Annotated in this window: 16 protein-coding genes; 10 read left to right on the forward strand and 6 right to left on the reverse strand. The window is 59.2% G+C overall.

Features of this window, described 5'->3' with window-relative positions:
* The first annotated feature begins 4 nt into the window (after positions 1-4).
* From ACA059_RS31315 to ACA059_RS31325, 3 genes are read left to right on the forward strand one after another with little or no spacing between them, the layout of a single operon-like run.
* Positions 5-628 carry an FMN-binding negative transcriptional regulator gene (locus ACA059_RS31315; protein ID WP_497632173.1) on the forward strand — a complete coding sequence of 208 codons (624 nt, stop codon included), beginning with the start codon at positions 5-7 and terminating at the stop codon, positions 626-628.
* 9 nt (positions 629-637) lie between these two features.
* Positions 638-1084 (forward strand): GNAT family N-acetyltransferase, encoded by a 447-nt coding sequence (locus tag ACA059_RS31320; RefSeq protein WP_497632174.1) that lies wholly within the window; start codon positions 638-640, stop codon positions 1082-1084.
* A gap of 17 nt (positions 1085-1101) precedes the next feature.
* Positions 1102-1773 carry a GNAT family N-acetyltransferase gene (locus tag ACA059_RS31325; protein ID WP_497632175.1) on the forward strand — a complete coding sequence of 224 codons (672 nt, stop codon included), beginning with the start codon at positions 1102-1104 and terminating at the stop codon, positions 1771-1773.
* A gap of 95 nt (positions 1774-1868) precedes the next feature.
* On the opposite strand, the gene ACA059_RS31330 is transcribed toward ACA059_RS31325, so the two are convergent.
* Positions 1869-2768, reverse strand: a complete 900-nt coding sequence (locus ACA059_RS31330; protein WP_497632176.1) for a homocysteine S-methyltransferase family protein — start codon at positions 2766-2768, stop codon at positions 1869-1871.
* Positions 2769-2880: 112 nt separating this feature from the next.
* Between ACA059_RS31330 and ACA059_RS31335 the strand changes: the two genes are divergently transcribed.
* From ACA059_RS31335 to ACA059_RS31345, 3 genes are all read left to right on the forward strand, one after another.
* Positions 2881-3702 (forward strand): ABC transporter substrate-binding protein, encoded by an 822-nt coding sequence (locus ACA059_RS31335; RefSeq protein ID WP_497632177.1) that lies wholly within the window; start codon positions 2881-2883, stop codon positions 3700-3702.
* Positions 3699-4535: an amino acid ABC transporter permease gene (locus ACA059_RS31340; RefSeq protein WP_123367500.1), complete on the forward strand. Its 837-nt coding sequence runs from the start codon at positions 3699-3701 to the stop codon at positions 4533-4535. The genes ACA059_RS31335 and ACA059_RS31340 overlap by 4 nt, the downstream gene beginning before the upstream one ends.
* 221 nt (positions 4536-4756) lie before the next feature.
* Positions 4757-7036 (forward strand): autotransporter outer membrane beta-barrel domain-containing protein, encoded by a 2280-nt coding sequence (locus ACA059_RS31345; protein ID WP_497632178.1) that lies wholly within the window; start codon positions 4757-4759, stop codon positions 7034-7036.
* 78 nt (positions 7037-7114) lie between these two features.
* On the opposite strand, the gene oadA is transcribed toward ACA059_RS31345, so the two are convergent.
* Together oadA and ACA059_RS31355 are read right to left on the reverse strand one after the other, a co-directional pair.
* Entirely contained in the window at positions 7115-8923 is a 1809-nt protein-coding gene (oadA, locus tag ACA059_RS31350; protein ID WP_497632179.1) for a sodium-extruding oxaloacetate decarboxylase subunit alpha, read from the reverse strand.
* 11 nt (positions 8924-8934) lie between these two features.
* The gene (locus ACA059_RS31355; RefSeq protein WP_008156643.1) at positions 8935-10350 is read right to left on the reverse strand and encodes an acetyl-CoA carboxylase biotin carboxylase subunit; all 1416 of its coding nucleotides are present in this window, start codon (positions 10348-10350) and stop codon (positions 8935-8937) included.
* Between the two features lie 189 nt (positions 10351-10539).
* Between ACA059_RS31355 and ACA059_RS31360 the strand changes: the two genes are divergently transcribed.
* The gene (locus ACA059_RS31360) at positions 10540-11502 is read left to right on the forward strand and encodes a LysR family transcriptional regulator (protein WP_497632180.1); all 963 of its coding nucleotides are present in this window, start codon (positions 10540-10542) and stop codon (positions 11500-11502) included.
* On the opposite strand, the gene ACA059_RS31365 is transcribed toward ACA059_RS31360, so the two are convergent.
* The 3 genes from ACA059_RS31365 to ACA059_RS31375 all read right to left on the reverse strand — a co-directional run bounded on the left by ACA059_RS31365 (position 11444) and on the right by ACA059_RS31375 (position 15729).
* Positions 11444-11653, reverse strand: a complete 210-nt coding sequence (locus ACA059_RS31365) for a PA3496 family putative envelope integrity protein (protein ID WP_046044971.1) — start codon at positions 11651-11653, stop codon at positions 11444-11446. The two genes, ACA059_RS31360 and ACA059_RS31365, sit on opposite strands and share 59 nt — an antisense overlap.
* Positions 11654-11853: 200 nt before the next feature.
* The gene (gene hexR, locus ACA059_RS31370) at positions 11854-12720 is read right to left on the reverse strand and encodes a transcriptional regulator HexR (RefSeq protein ID WP_008156648.1); all 867 of its coding nucleotides are present in this window, start codon (positions 12718-12720) and stop codon (positions 11854-11856) included.
* Positions 12721-12855: 135 nt separating this feature from the next.
* A complete protein-coding gene (locus ACA059_RS31375) occupies positions 12856-15729 on the reverse strand; it encodes an EAL domain-containing protein (protein WP_497632181.1) in 2874 nt (957 codons plus the stop codon).
* A gap of 258 nt (positions 15730-15987) precedes the next feature.
* On the opposite strand from ACA059_RS31375, the gene uvrD reads away from it, so the two are divergent.
* From uvrD to ACA059_RS31390, 3 genes are all read left to right on the forward strand, one after another.
* Entirely contained in the window at positions 15988-18171 is a 2184-nt protein-coding gene (gene uvrD / locus ACA059_RS31380) for a DNA helicase II (RefSeq protein ID WP_497632182.1), read from the forward strand.
* A 315-nt stretch (positions 18172-18486) separates the two neighbouring features.
* Complete coding sequence (locus ACA059_RS31385) at positions 18487-19359, forward strand: Tim44 domain-containing protein (protein ID WP_497632183.1); 873 nt, start codon at positions 18487-18489, stop codon at positions 19357-19359.
* Positions 19360-19494: 135 nt separating this feature from the next.
* Positions 19495-19902: an SMI1/KNR4 family protein gene (locus tag ACA059_RS31390; protein WP_008156656.1), complete on the forward strand. Its 408-nt coding sequence runs from the start codon at positions 19495-19497 to the stop codon at positions 19900-19902.
* Position 19903: the final 1 nt, after the last annotated feature.

The raw sequence follows: 19903 nt of genomic DNA on the forward strand, positions 1-19903 counted from the left end.
CTCCATGTACACGCCAAGCAGCTTTGCCATAGATGATTTACATGAACTGCACCAGCAGATACTCGGCACCCGCCTTGCCATGGTGGTCACCCACGGAGAGCAAGGTTTGCAAGCCAGTCATCTGCCGCTGCTGTTCAACCCAGACCACGGCCCGAATGGCACCCTTTACGGCCACTTCGCCCGGGCCAATCCGCAATGGCGGGAATTGCAAAACGGCGCCGAAGCCCTGGTGATTTTTGCCGGTGCCGACGCTTACGTCAGCCCGGGGTTTTACCCAAGCAAAGCCGAGCACGGCAAAGTCGTGCCGACCTGGAACTACGTCGCCGTGCATGCGTACGGCACGGCCGAAGTGTTCACCGACGCCGATCGCCTGCGCACGCTGGTCAGCGCGCTGACTGATCGTCATGAAGCGGGTCGCGCCAGTCCATGGAAAGTCGCCGATGCCCCCGCGGACTACATTGATGGGATGCTCAAGGCCATCGTCGGTTTTGCCTTGCCGATCCAGCGCCTGGAAGGCAAACGCAAGCTCAGCCAGAACCGCAGCTCAGCAGACATCGCCGGTGTGCGCGAGGGGCTTGCCGCCAGCCCTGATGTGCATGACCAGGCCCTAGCCCACTTGATGCGTTAAGGAATGAACATGAGTCAGATCGACATCCGCCAGGTCACCGCCGACGACCACGCCGCCTGGTTGCCCTTGTGGCAAGCGTACCTGCGCTTCTACAACACCGAACTGCCTGAGGCCGTCACCCAAAGCACTTGGCAGCGTCTACTCGACCCGAGCGAACCGACCCATGCCGCGCTGGCCTGGGCCGACGGCAAAGCGGTGGGCATGGTGCACTTCATCTACCATCGTTCGAACTGGAGCATCGAAAACTCCTGCTACCTGCAAGACCTGTTAGTAACGCCTGAAACCCGCGGCACTGGCGTCGGCCGACAGTTGATCGAATTCGTTTACGCGACAGCCAAAGAGGACGGTTGCTGCAAGGTCCACTGGCTGACCCACGAAACCAACGCCACTGCGATTCAGCTTTATGAGCGCATCGCCGAACGACCCGGTTTCATCCAGTTTCGCAAAGCCATTTAAAGTTCAAGGAGAGCAACATGTCGACTTCACTTGCCGACTGGAAAGGCGTCCCGGCACCGTCGGTTCAAACCCTCGAAGGGCGTTTTATCCGCTTGGAAAAGCTCGACCCGGCGCGTCATGCCGACGGTTTGTGGGAGGCTCTGCAAGGACCGGGTGCCGACCCGAAACTCTGGGACTATTTGCCTTACGGTCCTTTCCCGGAGCGCAGCGCGTTCAACGATTGGCTGAACAATCATGCGGCCAATAGCGACCCATACTTCTTCAGCGTGATCGACCGTATCAGCGGCGATGTGCAAGGCATCCTCAGTTTGATGTCGATTGTTCCTTCACAAGGCCGGATCGAGATCGGCCATGTCACTTTCGGTGCGCCGATGCAGCGCTCGCCGAAAAGCACCGAGGCGGTTTATCTGCTCGCCAAAGAGTCGTTTGCCTTGGGTTACCGGCGCCTGGAGTGGAAGTGCAACAACGGCAACGCCCGCTCCAAATACGCAGCAGAACGACTGGGGTTCAGCTTTGAAGGTGTGTTTCGTCAGCACATGGTGGTCAAGGGTCAGAACCGGGACACGGCGTGGTATTCGATTCTGGACTCGGAATGGCCGGCGATCGGGGCGGGGTTTGAGCGCTGGCTGTCCGATGAGAACCAGACGGATTCGGGGCAGGTGAAAACGTTGGCGGAGTGCCGCGGGTAAAGTTTCAACAGCAAAAGATCGCAGCCTTCGGCAGCTCCTACATTGGAATGCGATCCCATGTAGGAGCTGCCGAAGGCTGCGATCTTTTGATCTTTCTATGCCAATTTTTGGACCAACACCGCAATATGCTCCGGCCCGATCCCGCAGCATCCACCCAAATGACTGGCGCCGCGTTCTTTCCAATCCGCCGCCCACTGCAAATAACCCGGCGGATCGAGGTCTTCGCGCAGTGGGTCCAGACCGTCGTTGGCTGTGGCCTCTTTCGGTTGCGGCGGGAAGGCATTGGCGTACGCGCCGATGTGAATCTTCACCCCTAAACGCTCGAAGGTTTCCCGCGCGGCATCAATCGCAGCACCGATCACTTCCGGCTGGCTGCAGTTGAACAGCAACGTCTCGACGCCCAGCTCAGCCGCCACGGCGGCGGCTTCAGCCACCGGCTCACCCGAACGCAGGCGCGGCACCTCATCCGTGTCCTCATCCTTCAGGGTAAACGACAGCCAGAACGGCTTGCCGTCCGTTGGCAGACCGGCGTGGATCGCTCGCGCTTCAACGATCGAGCTCTGGGTTTCCGCCAGCCACAGATCGACATGAGGTGCCAGACCCTTCACCAGCGGCGCCAACAATTCAGCCGCCCGAGCAGCATCGAAAAGGTCCGGACGATAGGACCCAAACAGCGGCGGCAATGAACCGGCCACGCGAACCGCTTTGCCCGAAGCCTCGACAGCGCGCCGAGCCAGCTCACCGGCCAACGCCGCGAGCGCCTGCCCTTCTGCTGCAAAACGCTCTTCGCCAATGTGAAACGGCACCACCGCGTAACTGTTGCTGGTAATCACGTTCGCACCGCTTTCGATATAAGCCGAGTGCACCGCCTCTACCGCTTGCGGCGCTTCGCTCAAGGCCAGCGCCGACCACTCGGGCTGCCTGAACGGCGCGCCTCGGCGCTGCAACTCACGACCCATGCCGCCATCCAGAATTACTGTGCTTGCTGCGCCCATATGCTTTTCACTCATAAGCTTATGAAAATAACTCACTACCAGAGTCGTTCTTATAACTATTTAATACGCACCATCCGGTTAATAACAACCTCTTTTTTATCAGGGATCGACTGTGAAATTCCAACCACTACTGGCCCTGGGCCTGACGATTCTGGCTGCCTCAACCCAAGCCTTTGGCGGCGCCACGCTGGATCGCGTCGAAAAAAAGAAAGAGCTCGTGGGCGTGTTGATGGAAAGCTATCCACCCTTCTCGTTCCTCAATGATCAGAACCAGCTCGATGGATTCGACGTCGACGTGGCCAAGGCCGTGGCAGACAAACTGGGCGTCAAACTGCGCCTCGAAACCCCGTCCTGGGACGTGATCGCTGCCGGCCGCTGGAGTGGGCGCTACGACATCTGCATCTGCTCCATGACCCCGAGCAAGGCCCGCGCCGAGGTCTTCGACTTCCCGGTCGAGTACTACGCCTCGCCAGCGGTGATCGTGGTCAACGCCAAGGACAACAGCATCCACAACGCCAAAGACCTGAGTGGCAAGAAGGTCGGCCTCACCAGTGCCTCCAGCTACGAAAGCTACCTGAACAAGAACCTGGTGATCGAAGGCGCCGAAGACACTCAATTGCAGTACCCGTTCGAGGACGTGCAGATCGCGCCGTATGACACTGACAACGTGGCATTCCAGGACCTTGGCCTGGGCGCTGGAGTTCGACTGGATGCGATCCTCACCAACCTTGTCACCGCCCAACCGCGCCTGACCGAAGACAAACGCTTCAAGCTCGCCGGCGAGCCGCTGTACTCGGAGCCAAACTCGGTGGCCATTGAAAAAGGCGACGCCCAGTGGGACGCCAAAGTGCGTGACGTCTTCGCTCTGCTGAAACAGGACGGTACGTTGAGCAAGCTGTCGCAAAAATGGATCGGCGCCGACATCAGTAAATGACTTCTTTCCCAAAACCTCCCCAGCCGCCGCAACCGGTGGCTGAGTCGCGGCTGCAACGGATCTTCGGTTTCCGCACGCGGCTGTACCTGACCTGGGCAGCGATGCTCGGGTTGTTCGCCAGCTTCTTCCTGAGTTTCGACCTGAAGTTCTCAATCATCCTCGACAAACTGCCGAACCTGATCGGCCTGCACCTGGCGCCCAACGGCTTCCTGCAGGGCGCGGCGCTGACGCTGTTTCTGTGCCTGTGCTCGATCGTAACCTCCTCGCTGCTGGGCTTCATCACCGCCCTGGCGCGGCTGTCGAAAAGCGCCGTGGCCTTCGGGATTGCGAGCTTCTATGCTTCGTTTTTTCGTGGCACACCGCTGCTTATCCAGATCCTGCTGATCTACCTCGGCCTGCCACAACTTGGCATCGTGCCCGGTGCCATCGCCGCCGGCATCATTGCCCTGTCGCTCAACTACGGCGCCTACCTGAGCGAAATCTTCCGCGCCGGCATCCTCGGCGTCCCCCACGGCCAACGCGAAGCATCCCTGGCCCTGGGCATGCGCGAAACCGTGATCTTTTGGCGAGTCACCCTGCCCCAGGCCATGCGCACCATCATCCCGCCAACCACCAACCAATTCATCTCAATGCTCAAAGACTCGTCGCTGATCTCGGTGATGGGAGTTTGGGAGGTTATGTTTCTGGCGCAATCGTATGGACGGTCGAGCTATCGCTACATCGAAATGCTGACGACGGCGGCGGTGATTTATTGGGTGATGTCGATCGGGCTGGAGCTGATTCAGGCGCGGATGGAGCGGCATTATGGGAAGGCGTATTTGAGCCGTAGTTAGCGAAAGGAAGATGAGTTTCCGAGTTGCGATAGCCGACCATGTCTCGATTTGTTGTAAGAAAAAGCGTCAGTCCGAACGGGTAAAAACAGCCTTCCTCAGGAGGCTGGCAATTTTCTACACAACCTTCTGATAACCCCCGCAAGCCTGCGGGAAGCAGCTGACATCGGTACCTATAGCCTGCCTCTTAGAGTTTGGCCTCCTATCAACAGAGGCCGAATTCGATGTCCGTTCAACATAAATACCGACCAAAACACCTGGCGCTGGCCGTTGCGCTTGCGCTGGGTGGCGCTGAAATTTCGCTTGCCCAGCAAGTATCCATCGATGACACCATTCGTTCGGGTGCAACGCCGGAGCAGCTCATAGCGGCGCTGGACGCATTTATAAATGACCCCACCACCAACAAGATTCCCATCAACAAAGCGGCGGATGGTGTTGATCGGACATTCGGCGATGGAGATGATCTGGTCATTGTGTCTGGCCGCGGAGTCCTTTCCGGATTGATTGACGGTGGTGACGGTGTCAACTTCCTGCAACTCGATACCGCGAGCGGTGGCACGTTAGGCGAGAGTCGTCGTTTTGAAGGCCTGGAGCTCAAACGAAGCACTTGGACCATGAATGGTTCCGGTGATTTCAATACCGGTGTCTTGATACGTTCAAAAGCAACGCTAATAAATAATGGGCATATCCAGGGTGGGGCGTTGACCCAAGGAACGCTTGTCAACAACGGAAAGATTGGCGGCGACGCGACCGTGCAATCAGGAGGTTTCCTGCATAACCCAGGAACTATCGAAGGCGACGTCGTTATCAATGAAAAAGGTGCTTTTGCGGGCAACGGTTTAACGGGTTCTCTGAAGGTAAACGGAAATCTTTCTGTCGACGGTTTGCACGGAGCACCGAATATCGAAGGTGACTTGAATCTCTCCAAAACTGCCGAGCTAACCTACGAGGTCAATGCCGACCGCAAAAGTGAAATGATATTAGTCGGTGGCACGGCCAGCCTTGGCGGCGCCACACTGAACATCGTTGCAGCACCGGGTGACTACCCGCTAATCAGCGAAAAAAACATTCTTGCTGCCAGTAAAGTCGAAGGGGAATTTGGGAAAGTCATCAATAACCTTGCCTTTTTATCGCCCAAGCTCGACTACGAAGAAAAGAGAGTCAACCTGATCCTCGTCCGTAACGATGTGGCGATCGAGAGTGTCGCAACCACGGATAACGGGAAGGAAGTAGCCCAAAGCATTGAAGAGCCAACGGACATACCTCAAGGACCCTCCGTCGCTGAAGCCCCGAATCCACCTGCAGACTCCGACACATCCGTTCCGGTCTCCACACCGACAACTACCCCTGAAGTTCCATCGACAGCCGCAACGCCACCCACCACCGACAAGCCCGTCACAGCCTCAACTCCACCCCCAGCTACCAATCCCGTCGCCACAGCGCCAAAGGCATCCAGCCCCACAAACGCTGCAGTCGCAGCCCTGCTCAGCGCTGACAAACAAACGGCATCTGTTGCCATCGAACAGCTGGCCGGCGGCAACAACGCCAACCTTGCGAAGGCGACCCTGAACAGTGACAGCCCAATCAGCGCGACCATGCTCTCGGCCATGCGTCAGCTGGACAGCGCCAGTAGCTACAGCAATTCCACCAAGCGCAATGGGCCACGCCTGGCCGCCGGCAGCGAAGACAATGGCCGAGTCTGGCTTCAAGCATTGGGGCACGGCGGGACGCTGGATCGCGACTACGACGCTCTGAAACACACAACCCACGGCCTGGTGCTGGGAGCGGATTGGGGCATCGATGAGGAATGGCGTATCGGGGTGATGGGCGGCAAATCCGAAACGCGTCTGGACAGCCGCGAACTCGATGGCGACCTCGACAGCTGGCACTTGGGGGCCTATGCCCTGCGCCAGAACGGACCAATGTCCCTGCGCCTGGGCGCGACCTATAGCAGTCACGACGGCAGCACTAAACGCCGGGTTGCCTTCAAAGGTTTCAGCGACCGCCCCGAAGGCCGTTACGATGCCAACACCCAGCAGGCCTTTGCGGAATTGGGTTACAACCTGGGCCAGGCCAACGTCAGCATCGAACCGTTTGCCAGCCTGGGCTACCAACGCTATCAGCGCGACACCTATACGGAAAAAGGTGGCGCAGCGGCACTGAAGGTACACGGTCAAACGCAGAACAATTTGAACAGCACATTCGGCCTGCGGCTGGCGAAGCTCAACACGCTGGATAACGGCATGCAACTGACGCCGCGATTCAGTGCCGGCTGGAAACACACTTACGGGGACGTCTACAGCGATACCCGCCAACGATTGGTGACGGGCGGAAAAAACTTCACCGTTTCCGGTGCGTCGCTGGATCGTGACAGTCTGCTGGTCGATGCAGGGCTGGACCTTGGATTGTCAGCAAAACACACCCTGGGCGTCGGCCTCACTGGCGAGATCGGCACCGACAGCCGAAACCACGGCGTGACGGGTCAGTGGCGAATGAGTTTCTAAAAGCCACAAACCCGGGGCGAAAAAAAAGGGGAGCACATGCCCCCCCGAGGTTTAAAGCGGTATATCGAGGCTGTTAACTCAGCCTTCGATCTCGATCAGGATTTCGCCCGGGTTCACCCGGTCGCCCTTGGCCACGTGGATGGCGGTGACTTTGCCGGCGATGGCCGCCTGGACTTCGGTTTCCATCTTCATCGCTTCGGTGATCAGCACGGCCTGGCCGGCTTTCACGGTGTCGCCTTCCTTGACCAGCACGTCGACGATGTTGCCCGGCATGGTGGTGCTGACGTGGCCCGGTGCAGTGGCTTGCTTGCGCTTGCTGCTGCCGCCGCTGACGAATTCGTTGAGCGGTTCGAACACCACTTCTTCCGGCATGCCGTCGATAGACAGGTAGAAGTGACGCTTGCCTTCGGCCTTGACGCCAACACCGGTGATGTCGACGCGGTAGGTTTCGCCGTGGACGTCGATGACGAACTCGGTCGGCACGCCTTCGCCACCGGCCGAGGTCACACCGCCTGCTTCAGGAATCGGCAGCAGCACTTCAGGCGTCAGGGTGCCGGCGGCGCGTTCTTCGAGGAACTTGCGACCGATGTCCGGGAACATGGCGTAGGTCAGCACGTCTTCTTCAGACTTGGCCACCGTGCCGATTTCGCCACGCAGCTTGGTCATTTCCGGCTTGAGCAGGTCAGCTGGACGCACGTCGATCACTTCTTCGCTGCCGATGGCCTGGCGACGCAGTTTTTCGTTCACGGTGCCCGGCGCTTTGCCATAGCCGCCTTGCAGGTAAAGCTTCACTTCGTTGGTGATGGTCTTGTAGCGCTCGCCGGCCAGCACGTTGAAGAACGCCTGGGTGCCAACGATCTGCGAGGTCGGGGTCACCAGCGGCGGGAAGCCGAGGTCTTCACGAACGCGCGGGATTTCGGCCAGCACTTCGCTCATGCGGTTCAGGGCGCCCTGCTCTTTCAACTGGTTGGCCAGGTTGGAAATCATCCCGCCCGGTACCTGGTTGACTTGAACGCGGGTGTCGACGGCGGTGAACTCGCTTTCGAACTGGTGGTACTTTTTGCGCACGGCGTAGAAGTACAAGCCAATCTCTTGCAGCAGTTCCAGGTTCAGGCCGGTGTCGAACTCGCTGCCTTTAAGGGCGGCAACCATCGACTCAGTACCTGGGTGGCTGGTGCCCGAGGCGAAGCTGGAGATCGCGGTGTCGATGTGATCGGCGCCGTTCTCGATGGCCTTCAGTTGGCACATCGTTGCCATGCCAGCGGTATCGTGCGAGTGAATGAACACGGGCAGCGATTGCTCGGATTTCAACGCTTTGACCAGTTCGCCGGTGGCGTACGGCGTCAGCAGGCCGGCCATGTCCTTGATCGCCACCGAGTCGCAACCCATGGCTTCCATTTGCCTGGCTTGCGCCACGAACGCCTCAATGGTGTGCACAGGGCTGGTGGTGTAAGCGATGGTGCCCTGGGCGTGTTTGCCAGCCGCTTTCACCGCTTCGATGGCCACTCGCAGGTTACGTACGTCGTTCATGGCGTCGAAGATGCGGAACACATCGATACCGTTGACTGCAGCTTTGGCAACGAAAGCTCTGACCACGTCATCGCTGTAGTGGCGATAGCCCAGCAGGTTCTGGCCGCGCAGGAGCATTTGCAGACGCGTGTTAGGCAATGCCGCGCGCAGTTGGCGCAGGCGCTCCCACGGGTCTTCTTTCAGGAAGCGTACGCAGGCGTCGAAGGTCGCGCCGCCCCAGACTTCCAGCGACCAGTAGCCGACTTTGTCGAGCTTGTCGCAGATCGGCAGCATGTCTTCGGTGCGCATGCGGGTGGCGAGCAGCGATTGGTGGGCGTCGCGCAGGATTGTGTCGGTAACGTAGATTTGTTTGCTCATTGTTCTATTCCTCACAGGCCTGCGTGGGCGGCGATGGCGGCGGCGATGGCCAGGGCCAGCTCTTCGGGTTTGCGCTTGATCGAGTAGTTGGTCAGTTCAGGGTGGCTTTCAACGAAGCTGGTGTTGAACTGGCCGCTACGGAATTCCGGGTTACGCAGGATTTCCTGGTAGTACGCGGCGGTGGTCTTGACCCCTTGCAGACGCATGTCGTCGAGGGCGCGCAAGCCACGGTCCATCGCCTCTTCCCAGGTCAGTGCCCAGACCACCAGTTTCAGGCACATGGAGTCGTAGAACGGTGGAATGGTGTAACCGGTGTAGATCGCCGTGTCAGTGCGCACGCCGGGGCCGCCGGGTGCGTAGTAACGGGTGATCTTGCCAAAGCTCGGCAGGAAGTTGTTTTTCGGGTCTTCGGCGTTGATCCGGAATTGCAGCGCGAAACCGCGGTGCTGGATGTCTTCCTGTTTCACCGAAAGCGGCAGACCGGAGGCGATGCGAATCTGCTCGCGAACGATGTCGATGCCGGTGATTTCTTCGGTGATGGTGTGTTCCACCTGCACCCGGGTGTTCATCTCCATGAAGTACACCTCGCCCTCGGCGAGCAGGAACTCCACGGTGCCGGCGTTCTCGTAACCCACGGCCTTGGCTGCGCGCACCGACAGGTCGCCGATGTAGGCGCGCTGTTCCGGGGTCAGTTGCGGGCTCGGGGCGATCTCGATGAGCTTCTGGTTGCGACGCTGGATCGAGCAATCACGCTCGAACAGGTGCACCACATTGCCGAAGCTGTCGCCGAGGATCTGCGCTTCGATGTGTTTTGGATTGACGATGCATTTTTCGAGGAACACTTCCGCCGAACCAAATGCCTTGGTGGCTTCGGAAATGACACGAGGGAATGCTTGTTCAAGTTCTTCCCGGCTGTCGCAGCGACGGATACCACGGCCACCACCACCGGAAGTCGCCTTGAGCATCACCGGATAACCGATGCGGTCGCCTTCGATCAACGCTTCCGCGATATCCGCGACGTTGCCTTCGGTCCCCGGGGTGACGGGTACGCCAGCCTTGATCATGCTGCGACGGGCTTCGGTCTTGTCGCCCATGCGGCGAATCACTTCAGCCGATGGACCAATGAACTTGATGCCGCGCTCGGCACAGATATCTGCCAGTTCAGCGTTTTCCGAAAGGAAACCGTAGCCGGGGTGCAACGCATCGCAACCGGTTTCTACCGCCAGATTCACCAGCTTGCGCGCATTCAGGTAGCCGGCCAGTGGCTCGGCACCGATGCTGTGGGCCTCATCCGCGCGTTTCACATGCAAGGCATGACGATCGGCGTCGGAATAGATCGCGACCGAGCGAATGCCCATCTCGGCGCAGGCACGTACGATTCGTACGGCAATCTCACCACGGTTGGCGATCAGGATCTTTTTTATCACTTGGAGGTTCCCTTGAGCCGGTGGTACCCACGACCTGCCAGACAGGTCGACGCGTGACCAAATGTTTCAATTCAGTCGCAGCTCCACACTAGCCCCCACAAGGGATTAACAAAAATGAATAATTATTGGGTCAGGCATAAGTAAAGACTTATAGTTGATTCATCAGCCTTCGGTGAGAGCGCCTATAAAATGCGTAAGTCCTTGATGCGTATGACATTGCGTCAATTGCAGATTTTTAATGAAGTCTGTGATTTACGGTCCTACAGCCGTGCAGCCGATGAAATGTCTCTCACACAACCTGCCGTGAGCCTACAGATTCGTCAACTTGAGGAGCTGATTGGCCAACCTTTGTTCGATTACGTCGGCAAAAAGCTCTACATGACCGAGGCCGCCGAAGCCCTTCAACGCGCCAGCCGGGACATTTTCGGGCGCCTGGAAAACCTCGACATGCAGCTTTCAGACATGCAGGGATCGCTGCAAGGACAGCTGAAACTGGCGGTGGAATCCAGCGCCAAGTATTTCGTGCCGCATCTGTTTGCCGCGTTCAAACGCCAGCATCCGGAAGTGAACCTGCAACTGACGGTGGTCAACCGCGGGCAGGTAATTCGACGACTGTCGGACAACCGCGACGACCTGGTGATCATGTCCATGGTGCCGCAGGACATGGGGCTGGAGTTCTTGCCATTCCTCAACAACCCGATCGTGGCCGTGGCGCCACCGGATCATCCGCTGTGCCACATGGGCCCGCTGCGTTTGCAGGATCTTGAACCCTACACACTGCTGATGCGCGAATCCGGCTCCGGGACGCGACTGGCTTGCGAAGAATATTTCAAAGAGAAGCGCGTGCACTTCAACCAGACCCAGGAAGTCTCTTCAGCCGAAGCACAGCGTGAATGTGTGCTGGCGGGTCTGGGCGTGGCGCTGTTGACGCGTCACGCCCTGAACCTTGAGTTGGCGACCGGCGGATTGATCGAGTTGCCGGTCGAAGAGCTGCCGCTGTACCGCAGCTGGTGCCTGGTGCAAGCCAAGGCGAAACGGCTGTCACCGGTGGCGCACGCGTTCCTTGCGTTTATTCGCAGTGAGCGGGTGCAGATCAGCGCGCTGGTTGAGCGTTTCGACGGGAAGTTGCCGGTGCTGCCTGCCAGTAGTTGAGCTCCAGCTCAGGGAAATCACCGATCTCGGCCAGAAGCTGGCGACGTTCGCAGCGATCTTCGATAGCGCGGCGAAATTCCATGCGGCGCTGGTCTTCCTGCTGACGACGGGTTCTGGCGGCGCTGTTGCGTTCTTCGTAGGGCTGGGCCATTTCGAGTCTCCCAAGGCGATTACGGGAGTTTCAAGATAGGCGCGAGGGATGACGGTTTGGCGGCGGGTGGGTTACAGGGATGTGAATTTTCGGCGCTTTCCAGGACGCCATCGCGAGCAAGCTCGCTCCCACAGGAGAACGCGGTCAAATGTGGGAGCGAGCTTGCTCGCGATTAAGGTCGGAACGACCTTACGACGACGTCAGTCGTCCAGCGCTTTTACCGATTTAGGCGACAGCCGCAAGCTGCGCAGGCTGCGCTTGACGCTCTTGAGGTGATTGACCAGGCTCGGCCCGCGCGCCATGGCCACGCCCATGGCCAACACGTCGATCACCACCAGGTGGGCGATGCGCGAGGTCAGCGGCGTATAGATCTCGGTGTCTTCGTGCACATCGATCGCCAGGTTGACGGTCGACAGTTCGGCCAGCGGTGTCTGGCTCGGGCACAAGGTAATCAGCGAAGCGCCGCTTTCGCGCACCAGATTGGCGGTGATCAACAGGTCCTTGGAACGCCCGGACTGGGAAATACAGATCGCCACGTCGGTCGGTTTCAACGTTACCGCCGACATCGCCTGCATGTGCGGGTCGGAATACGCCGCCGCCGTCAGCAACAAACGGAAGAACTTGTGCTGGGCATCGGCCGCCACTGCACCCGACGCGCCAAAGCCATAGAACTCGACTCGCTGGGCCTGCGACATGAGCGACACAGCACGCTGCAACTCCACCGGATCAAGCTTCTCGCGAACCTCCATCAGCGTGTGCAGGGTGGTGTCGAAGATTTTCAAGCTGTAGTCAGCGACCGAGTCGTCTTCATGAATCGCGAATTGCCCGAAGCTCGCGCCGGCGGCAAGACTCTGTGCCAGTTTCAGCTTCAAGTCCTGGAAACCGGAGCAACCGATGGCGCGACAGAACCGCACGATGGTCGGTTCGCTGATGCCCACGTTGTGGGCCAGGTCGGCCATGGAGCTGTGCATCACCGCCGCAGGATCAAGCAGCACGTGGTCGGCGACCTTGAGCTCCGACTTGCGTAAGAGGTGGCGTGACTGGGCGATGTGTTGCAGCAGATTCAAAGGGCTGGACTCTTTGTTATTGGCAGGTGCCGGGGATGTAGCACGCTTGTAGTTATACTACATGAATCGGCTTTTTGCCTGCTCAATGCGTAACTCGATGTCCCCATTTCACGCCACATGCGCTCCATGTAGCCCCTACAAGGGTTTCGCGTCCGCACGCAACAGCGCCGCCAGGCCATCGGCCTCGACAGGGCGGCTAATCAAATAACCCTGCACTTCATCGCAGTGCTCGGCTTTCAAAAACTCCAACTGCTCTGCCCGCTCCACACCCTCAGCCACCACTTTCAGCGACAAGCCGTGCGCCATGGCAATGATTGCCCGGGTGATCGCCGCATCCTCGCTACCCTCCCCCAGACCGCGGATAAATGCCTGATCGATCTTCACGTAATCCACAGGGATGCGCTTGAGGTAGCTCAGGGACGAATACCCGGTGCCGAAGTCATCAATCGCCAACTTAACCCCCAAATCACGCAATTGCTGGAAGGTCGCGATGATGTGCTCGACGCTGTCCAGCAACTGACTTTCGGTGAGTTCCAGCTCGAGGTAGTGCGGCGCCAGACCGGTTTCTTCCAGCACCTGACGCACCAGGCTGACCAGTTTGCCCTGACGCAATTGATGCACCGACAGATTGACCGACACCCGTATCGGTTCAAGCCCCTGGCGCTGCCACTCACAGGCTTGCCAGCAGGCCTGACGCAACACGAACTCGCCGATCGGGCCGATCAACCCGGTTTCCTCGGCCAGGCCGATGAAGTCCCCTGGAGGCACACGGCCCATGGTCGGGTGATCCCAGCGCACCAGCGCCTCAGCGGCATTTAACCGACCCGTGGCGAGGCACAGCTTCGGTTGGTAAAACACCTTTAGCTGCTTCTCTTCGATGGCCTTACGCAGCTGATTTTCCAGCTGCAAGCGCTCCAGCGTGCTGGCTTGCAGGCTGTCGGTGTAGAACTGAAAGTTATTTCCGCCCAAGTGCTTGGCGTGCTGCATGGCCATATTTGACTGATGGACCAGCGCGGAAATTTCTCGCGCGTTGTCCGGCAACATGCTGATGCCCATGGACGCGCTAACCACCAGTTCATGGCCATCGACAGTGATCGGCAAGCGCAGCTTGGTTGACAGTCGGGTCGCCACCCGCGCCAGGCTCGACAGGTTGCCGTAGGCATTGAACAACACGGCAAACTCATCGCCGGATAAGCGAGCGATGGTGTCTGCTTCAGGCAACGCATTGACCAGCCGCCGGGCCATCTTCTGCAAGAGCTGATCGGCGATTTCATGGCCAAGGCTGTCATTGAGCAGCTTGAAACGATCCAGATTGATGTGCAGCAACGCCAGACTGCGGTGACCGCCCTGGCGCACCCGCTGATGGGCCTCGCTTAGCCGTTCGCGGAACAGAGAACGGTTCGCCAGACCCGTTAATTCGTCGTAATGCGTCAGGTAACGCATGCGCTCTTCAGATTCGCGCCGCGCCGATAGATCGGCGAAGAAGCCCACGATATGGCTCACATTTCCCCGAGCATCGCGCACCGCGTTCAGTTGCAACCATTGCGGATACAACTCGCCATTCTTGCGGGTTTCTACCAGTTCGCCCTGCCAACTGCCGTGCTGCTCCAGCGCCTGACGAATCGCAGCGTAGTGCCGGCGGGCATCGCGGCTGCACGGCAACTCGACCACGTTACGTCCGATCATGTCTTCAATGTCATAGCCGGTGACTCGGCTGAAGGCCTGATTGACCGCGATCAGCGCGTAATTCGGATCGAAAATCACGATGCCTTCGCTGGCAGCTTCGAACACCGTCGCGGCCAGTTGCCGTTGCTCTTCCAGACTTTTGCTGACGCTGATGTCGCGACGGGTGCCGACCATGCGGATCACTCGGCCATTTTCGCCGCGCTCAACCGCTCGACCACGGTCCTCGATCCAGACCCAATGGCCATCGCCGTGGCGCACGCGGTACTCAATCTGGTAGTCCTCGCTGCGGCCCTTCAAATGCTCGACCAGCGCGCGCTTTAGCGACGGCAAGTCATCGGGGTGCAGGCGCGGTTTGAGGTGGCGTAGCATCGCCGTCACGAATTCCGGCTCCAGGCCGAACAGCTCCTGAAGCTGGGTGTGATGGACTTCGTCGGTTTGCAGGTTCCAGTCCCACAACCCGAGCTCACTGGCCTTCAACGCCAGCGCCAGACGCGCTTCACTCTTGCTCAGGGCCTGATTGGCGGCGTCCAGCTCCAGGCTGCGCTGGGCAACACGGCTTTCCAGCTCGATCTGAATTTGCCGCAGCTCGTCTTCGGCACGACGGCGCTGGTCGATTTCCTTGGCCAGCTTTTGATTGAGCTGGTCGCTGCAATTTTGGGCCTGCTGCAAGTGCTCAATCAGTGCCTGATTCTGAAAGCGCCGCAATAGCCCACTATCGATGAGCCGATTGACCTGCCAGGCGACCACACTCAACGCGCCCAGCAATATGAGGCCGAACCAGCCCCAGCCCTGATCTTGTTCATCGCCGCCCCAGAACAGATAGCCGATGGCCGGCAACAGACAGGGCAAGGTAAAGGACAGGAACGCCGGCAGGCTGACCGCGTAGGCAACACTGGCCGAAAGCGCTGCGGCGCCGATCAGGCCGAACACCCAGGCTTGTTGCATGAAGTTATCGGCGGGTACCAGCGCAATGCCGGCGCCGGCCAGGGTCAGGCCGGTCATGGCCGAACCCAGCAAAAACATGCGGCGCCAGATCGGATGGGCCTGACGGTTGGGTATCGCCGAATCGAAGGCCGCGACTTGAATCACCCGCAACGCCACCAGCGACAACAGCCACACCAGCCAGACGCTGACCAGGAAGTAACGCTGCGGACTCCAAAGCAAGCCAGCGCAGACCAGACCGTTGATCAACATGAATAATGTGGGCAGTAACGAACCCTGATAAAGCAGACGCGTGCGTTCGACCGCCATTTCCATGGCGTACTGTTTGCGGATAACCCGGGGCTCCACAACGGGGCCCGACAGGTCGGTGCTGAGGGTCATAGGCAATGTTCTTGTTCTTATAATGGTGAGCATGAGCCCGAAACGTCGACGGAGCATACACAAGCAAATGCCCGGACCAAACTGCTCCAGATCATAAAATCGACAAAAACTGCAGACCCCCATACCCGCTGAAAAGCCTCGGAGCGAGCCCCGCCAACGCCTGCAGCCAGTGACCGACCGGTCGTCATCCGTGCTTCTTTCATCGGCTAATGCAAAGCTCGGTTTGCCCGGTGTGACGGCGCACCCTAGAATGCCCCGATGCGCGATGATCTCTCCCTTCTGCTGAACTCCCTCAACGATGCCCAACGCCAGGCCGTAGCTGCCCGCGTGGGTCGTCAGTTGGTCCTGGCCGGTGCTGGTTCCGGTAAAACCCGAGTGCTGGTGCACCGTATCGCCTGGTTGATCCAGGTCGAAAACGCCTCGCCCCACTCCATCCTGTCGGTGACCTTCACCAATAAGGCCGCTGCCGAGATGCGCCATCGCATCGAACAGCTGATGGGTATTAACCCGGCCGGCATGTGGGTCGGCACCTTCCACGGCCTGGCGCACCGCTTGTTGCGGGCGCACTGGCAGGAAGCCGGCCTGAGCCAGACTTTCCAGATTCTCGACAGCGACGACCAGCAACGACTGGTCAAGCGGGTGATCCGCGAGCTGGGTCTGGACGAGCAACGCTGGCCGGCCCGTCAGGCCCAATGGTTCATCAACGGGCAGAAAGACGAAGGTCTGCGTCCGCAACACATTCAAGCCAGCGGCGATCTGTTCCTGGCGACCATGCGCAGCATTTATGAAGCCTATGAGGCTGCGTGCCTGCGCGCTGGCGTGATCGACTTCTCCGAATTGCTGCTGCGCGCCCTCGATCTGTGGCGCGATCACCCGGGCTTGCTGGCTCATTATCAGAAACGCTTCCGCCACATCCTGGTAGACGAATTCCAGGACACCAACGCCGTGCAGTACGCCTGGTTGCGACTGCTGGCCAAGGGCGGCGACAGCCTGATGGTGGTCGGCGACGACGATCAGTCGATCTACGGCTGGCGCGGCGCGAAAATCGAAAACATTTATCAGTATTCCGACGATTTTCCGGATGCTGAAACCATTCGTCTGGAGCAGAACTACCGCTCCACCGCCGGCATCCTCAAAGCGGCCAACGCCCTGATCGCCAACAACACGGGACGCATGGGCAAAGAGCTGTGGACCGACGGCGGCGAAGGCGAAGCGATCAACCTGTATGCCGCGTTCAACGAACACGATGAAGCACGCTACGTGGTGGAAACCATCGAAAGCGCGCTGAAAACCGGCTTGGTTCGCAGTGATATCGCGATTTTGTACCGCTCCAACGCCCAATCACGCGTTCTGGAAGAAGCCTTGCTGCGTGAGCGTATTCCGTACCGCATCTATGGCGGTCAGCGCTTTTTCGAACGGGCAGAAATCAAAAACGCCATGGCCTACCTGCGTTTGCTGGAAGGTCGCGGCAACGATGCAGCGCTGGAGCGGGTGATCAACGTCCCGGCCCGTGGTATCGGTGAGAAAACCGTTGAAGCGATCCGCGACCATGCCCGTCACAGCGATGTATCGATGTGGGAAGCCATGCGTCTGCTGGTGGCTAATAAAGGCCTGACCGGTCGTGCAGCCGGCGCACTGGGCGCCTTTATTGAGCTGATCGAAAACCTCGCCGCCAAGTGCATGGAAATGCCGCTGCACCTGATGACCCAGACCGTCATCGAGCAGTCCGGGCTGATCGCCTATCACGAAGCGGAAAAAGGCGAGAAAGGCCAGGCACGGGTAGAAAACCTTGAGGAACTGGTCAGCGCTGCGCGTAACTTCGAAAACGCTGAAGAAGACGAAGACCTGACACCATTGGCGGCGTTCCTCGGTCACGCGTCGCTGGAGGCCGGGGATACTCAGGCCGACGAGCACGAAGACAGCATTCAGCTCATGACCTTGCACAGCGCCAAGGGTCTGGAATTCCCTTACGTGTTCCTGGTGGGCATGGAAGAAGGTCTGTTCCCGCACAAGATGAGCCTGGAAGAACCGGGTCGTCTTGAAGAGGAGCGCCGTTTGGCCTACGTCGGCATCACCCGGGCCATGCAGAACCTGGTGATGACCTATGCAGAGACCCGACGCCTGTACGGCAGCGAAACCTACAACAAGGTGTCGCGTTTTGTACGTGAAGTGCCGAAAGGCCTGATCCAGGAAGTGCGGCTGTCCAACAGCGTCAGCCGTCCGTTCGGCGGTGGCCAGCAGCAGAGCTCCAGCAGCCTGTTTGGCGGTAGCGAGATCCCGGATACCGGGTTCAGCCTCGGCCAGGCCGTACGGCATTCGGTGTTTGGCGACGGTGTGATCCTGAACTTCGAAGGTGCCGGGGCTCAGGCTCGGGTGCAGGTGAACTTCAGCGAAGGCAGCAAGTGGCTGATGCTGGGTTACGCAAAACTGGAAGCTATCTAAAGCCCAACAGAGGGCCAATGTGGGAGCGAGCCTGCTCGCGAAGAACGATAACGCGGTGCTTCTGACAAACCGCGGTGCGGCCTTCGTCGGAACGCCGCCCGGAGCCGGCTCGCTCCCACAGGGTTCATCCGACCGGACACCCTTCCTACAGAACTAATCCGCTCGTCCTACGGACCAAAGTTAACAGGCCTTATTGCGCTGACTGAAGCTGAACACAACCTGTCAGGCAAAAGCCCGAAACACTCTGCCGCTAGCCAGTAACACTTCAGCTGTGCAACATGGCGCGCGTGCCATCCACAAATGGGAATTCCCTTTATGAAACGTTTTCTTAGCATCGCCATGGCGTTGTGCATCGGCCTGACGATGAGCCTCGACGCCAACGCCAAGCGCTTTGGTGGCGGCAAGAGCTCCGGCGCTGCGCCGACTCACCAGACCAGCCAAATGGCTCCTTCTTCTGCCGCAGGTGGTGCTGCCGCCACTGCGGGCGCGGCCGGTGCCGCTGGCGCTGCCGCCAAGGCCGGCGGTGCTTCGCGCTGGCTCGGCCCTCTTGCCGGCATCGCGGCCGGAGGCCTGTTGGCCTCCATGTTCATGGGCGGCGGCTTCCAGGGCATGCAGATCTTCGACATCCTGATCATGGCCGTCATCGCCTTCCTGATCTTCCGCTTTATCGCCGCTCGTCGTCGCAAGCAGCAGGAGCATCTGGCTCCAGCTGGCGCACCGATGCAGCGTGAAGTGTTCGAGCAGAAGCCAACGGCCATGGGTTCGATCTTTGGCGGCTCGGCAGCACCGGTTGCCGCTCGTCCGGTAATCAATGCTCCGGCCTGGTTCAATGAGAAGAACTTCATTGAAGCGGCCCGCAACCACTTCCAGTCCCTGCAGCAACACTGGGACGCCAACGAAATGGACAAAATCGCCGAGTTCGTGACCCCGCAACTGCTGGAGTTCCTCAAGCGCGAACGTGCCGACCTGGGCGACGGTTTCCAGTCCACCTACATTGATAACCTCAATGTTCAACTGGACGGCGTGGATGATCGCGCCGACAAGACCATCGCCACCCTGACCTTCACCGGTGTATCGAAGACCTCGCGTTTCGACCAGGGCGAAGTGTTCAGCGAAAGCTGGAACATGGAACGTCCGCAGGGCGAGAACCAGCCTTGGCTGGTCGCCGGTATCCGCCAGAACGGCTGATCCCTCCTGCGTTAAGCATGCTGTAATGAAAACCCCGGCCTTGCCGGGGTTTTCTATTTCGCGGTTGCATCTATAGCGAGCTACTGTATAAACCGCCCCAACTAAACCGCGCCATCAAGCAAGAGGATCCCGGACGTGGAAGAAATCATCGAACAACTGCGTGAAGCCAACGAACCGGTACCGGTCCCCTTGGAGTTGCCCGACGAAGATCAATTGGTGGAAATCGAAGAACAGCTGTTCATCGACATTCCGTTTGTCTTCAGAGAGTTTTTGCTGACCGTCAGCGACGTCGTCTACGGCAGCCTGGAGCCGGTAACCGTTACCGACCCGCAATCCCACACCTACCTGCCGGACGTTGCCGCCAACGCCTGGGATGCGGGTGTTGATCGCAGCATGATTCCGATCTGCCAGGACGGTGACAACTACTACCTGGTCGAAGAAGACGGCACCGTGGTGCTGTGGTTGGCCGAAGAAGAGCTGATCGCCGAAGAAACCTGGGAATCGGTGTGGCACTGGGCGCGGGACGTCTGGCTGGAAAGCTGAG

This window comes from Pseudomonas sp. LBUM1647 (assembly GCF_059716175.1).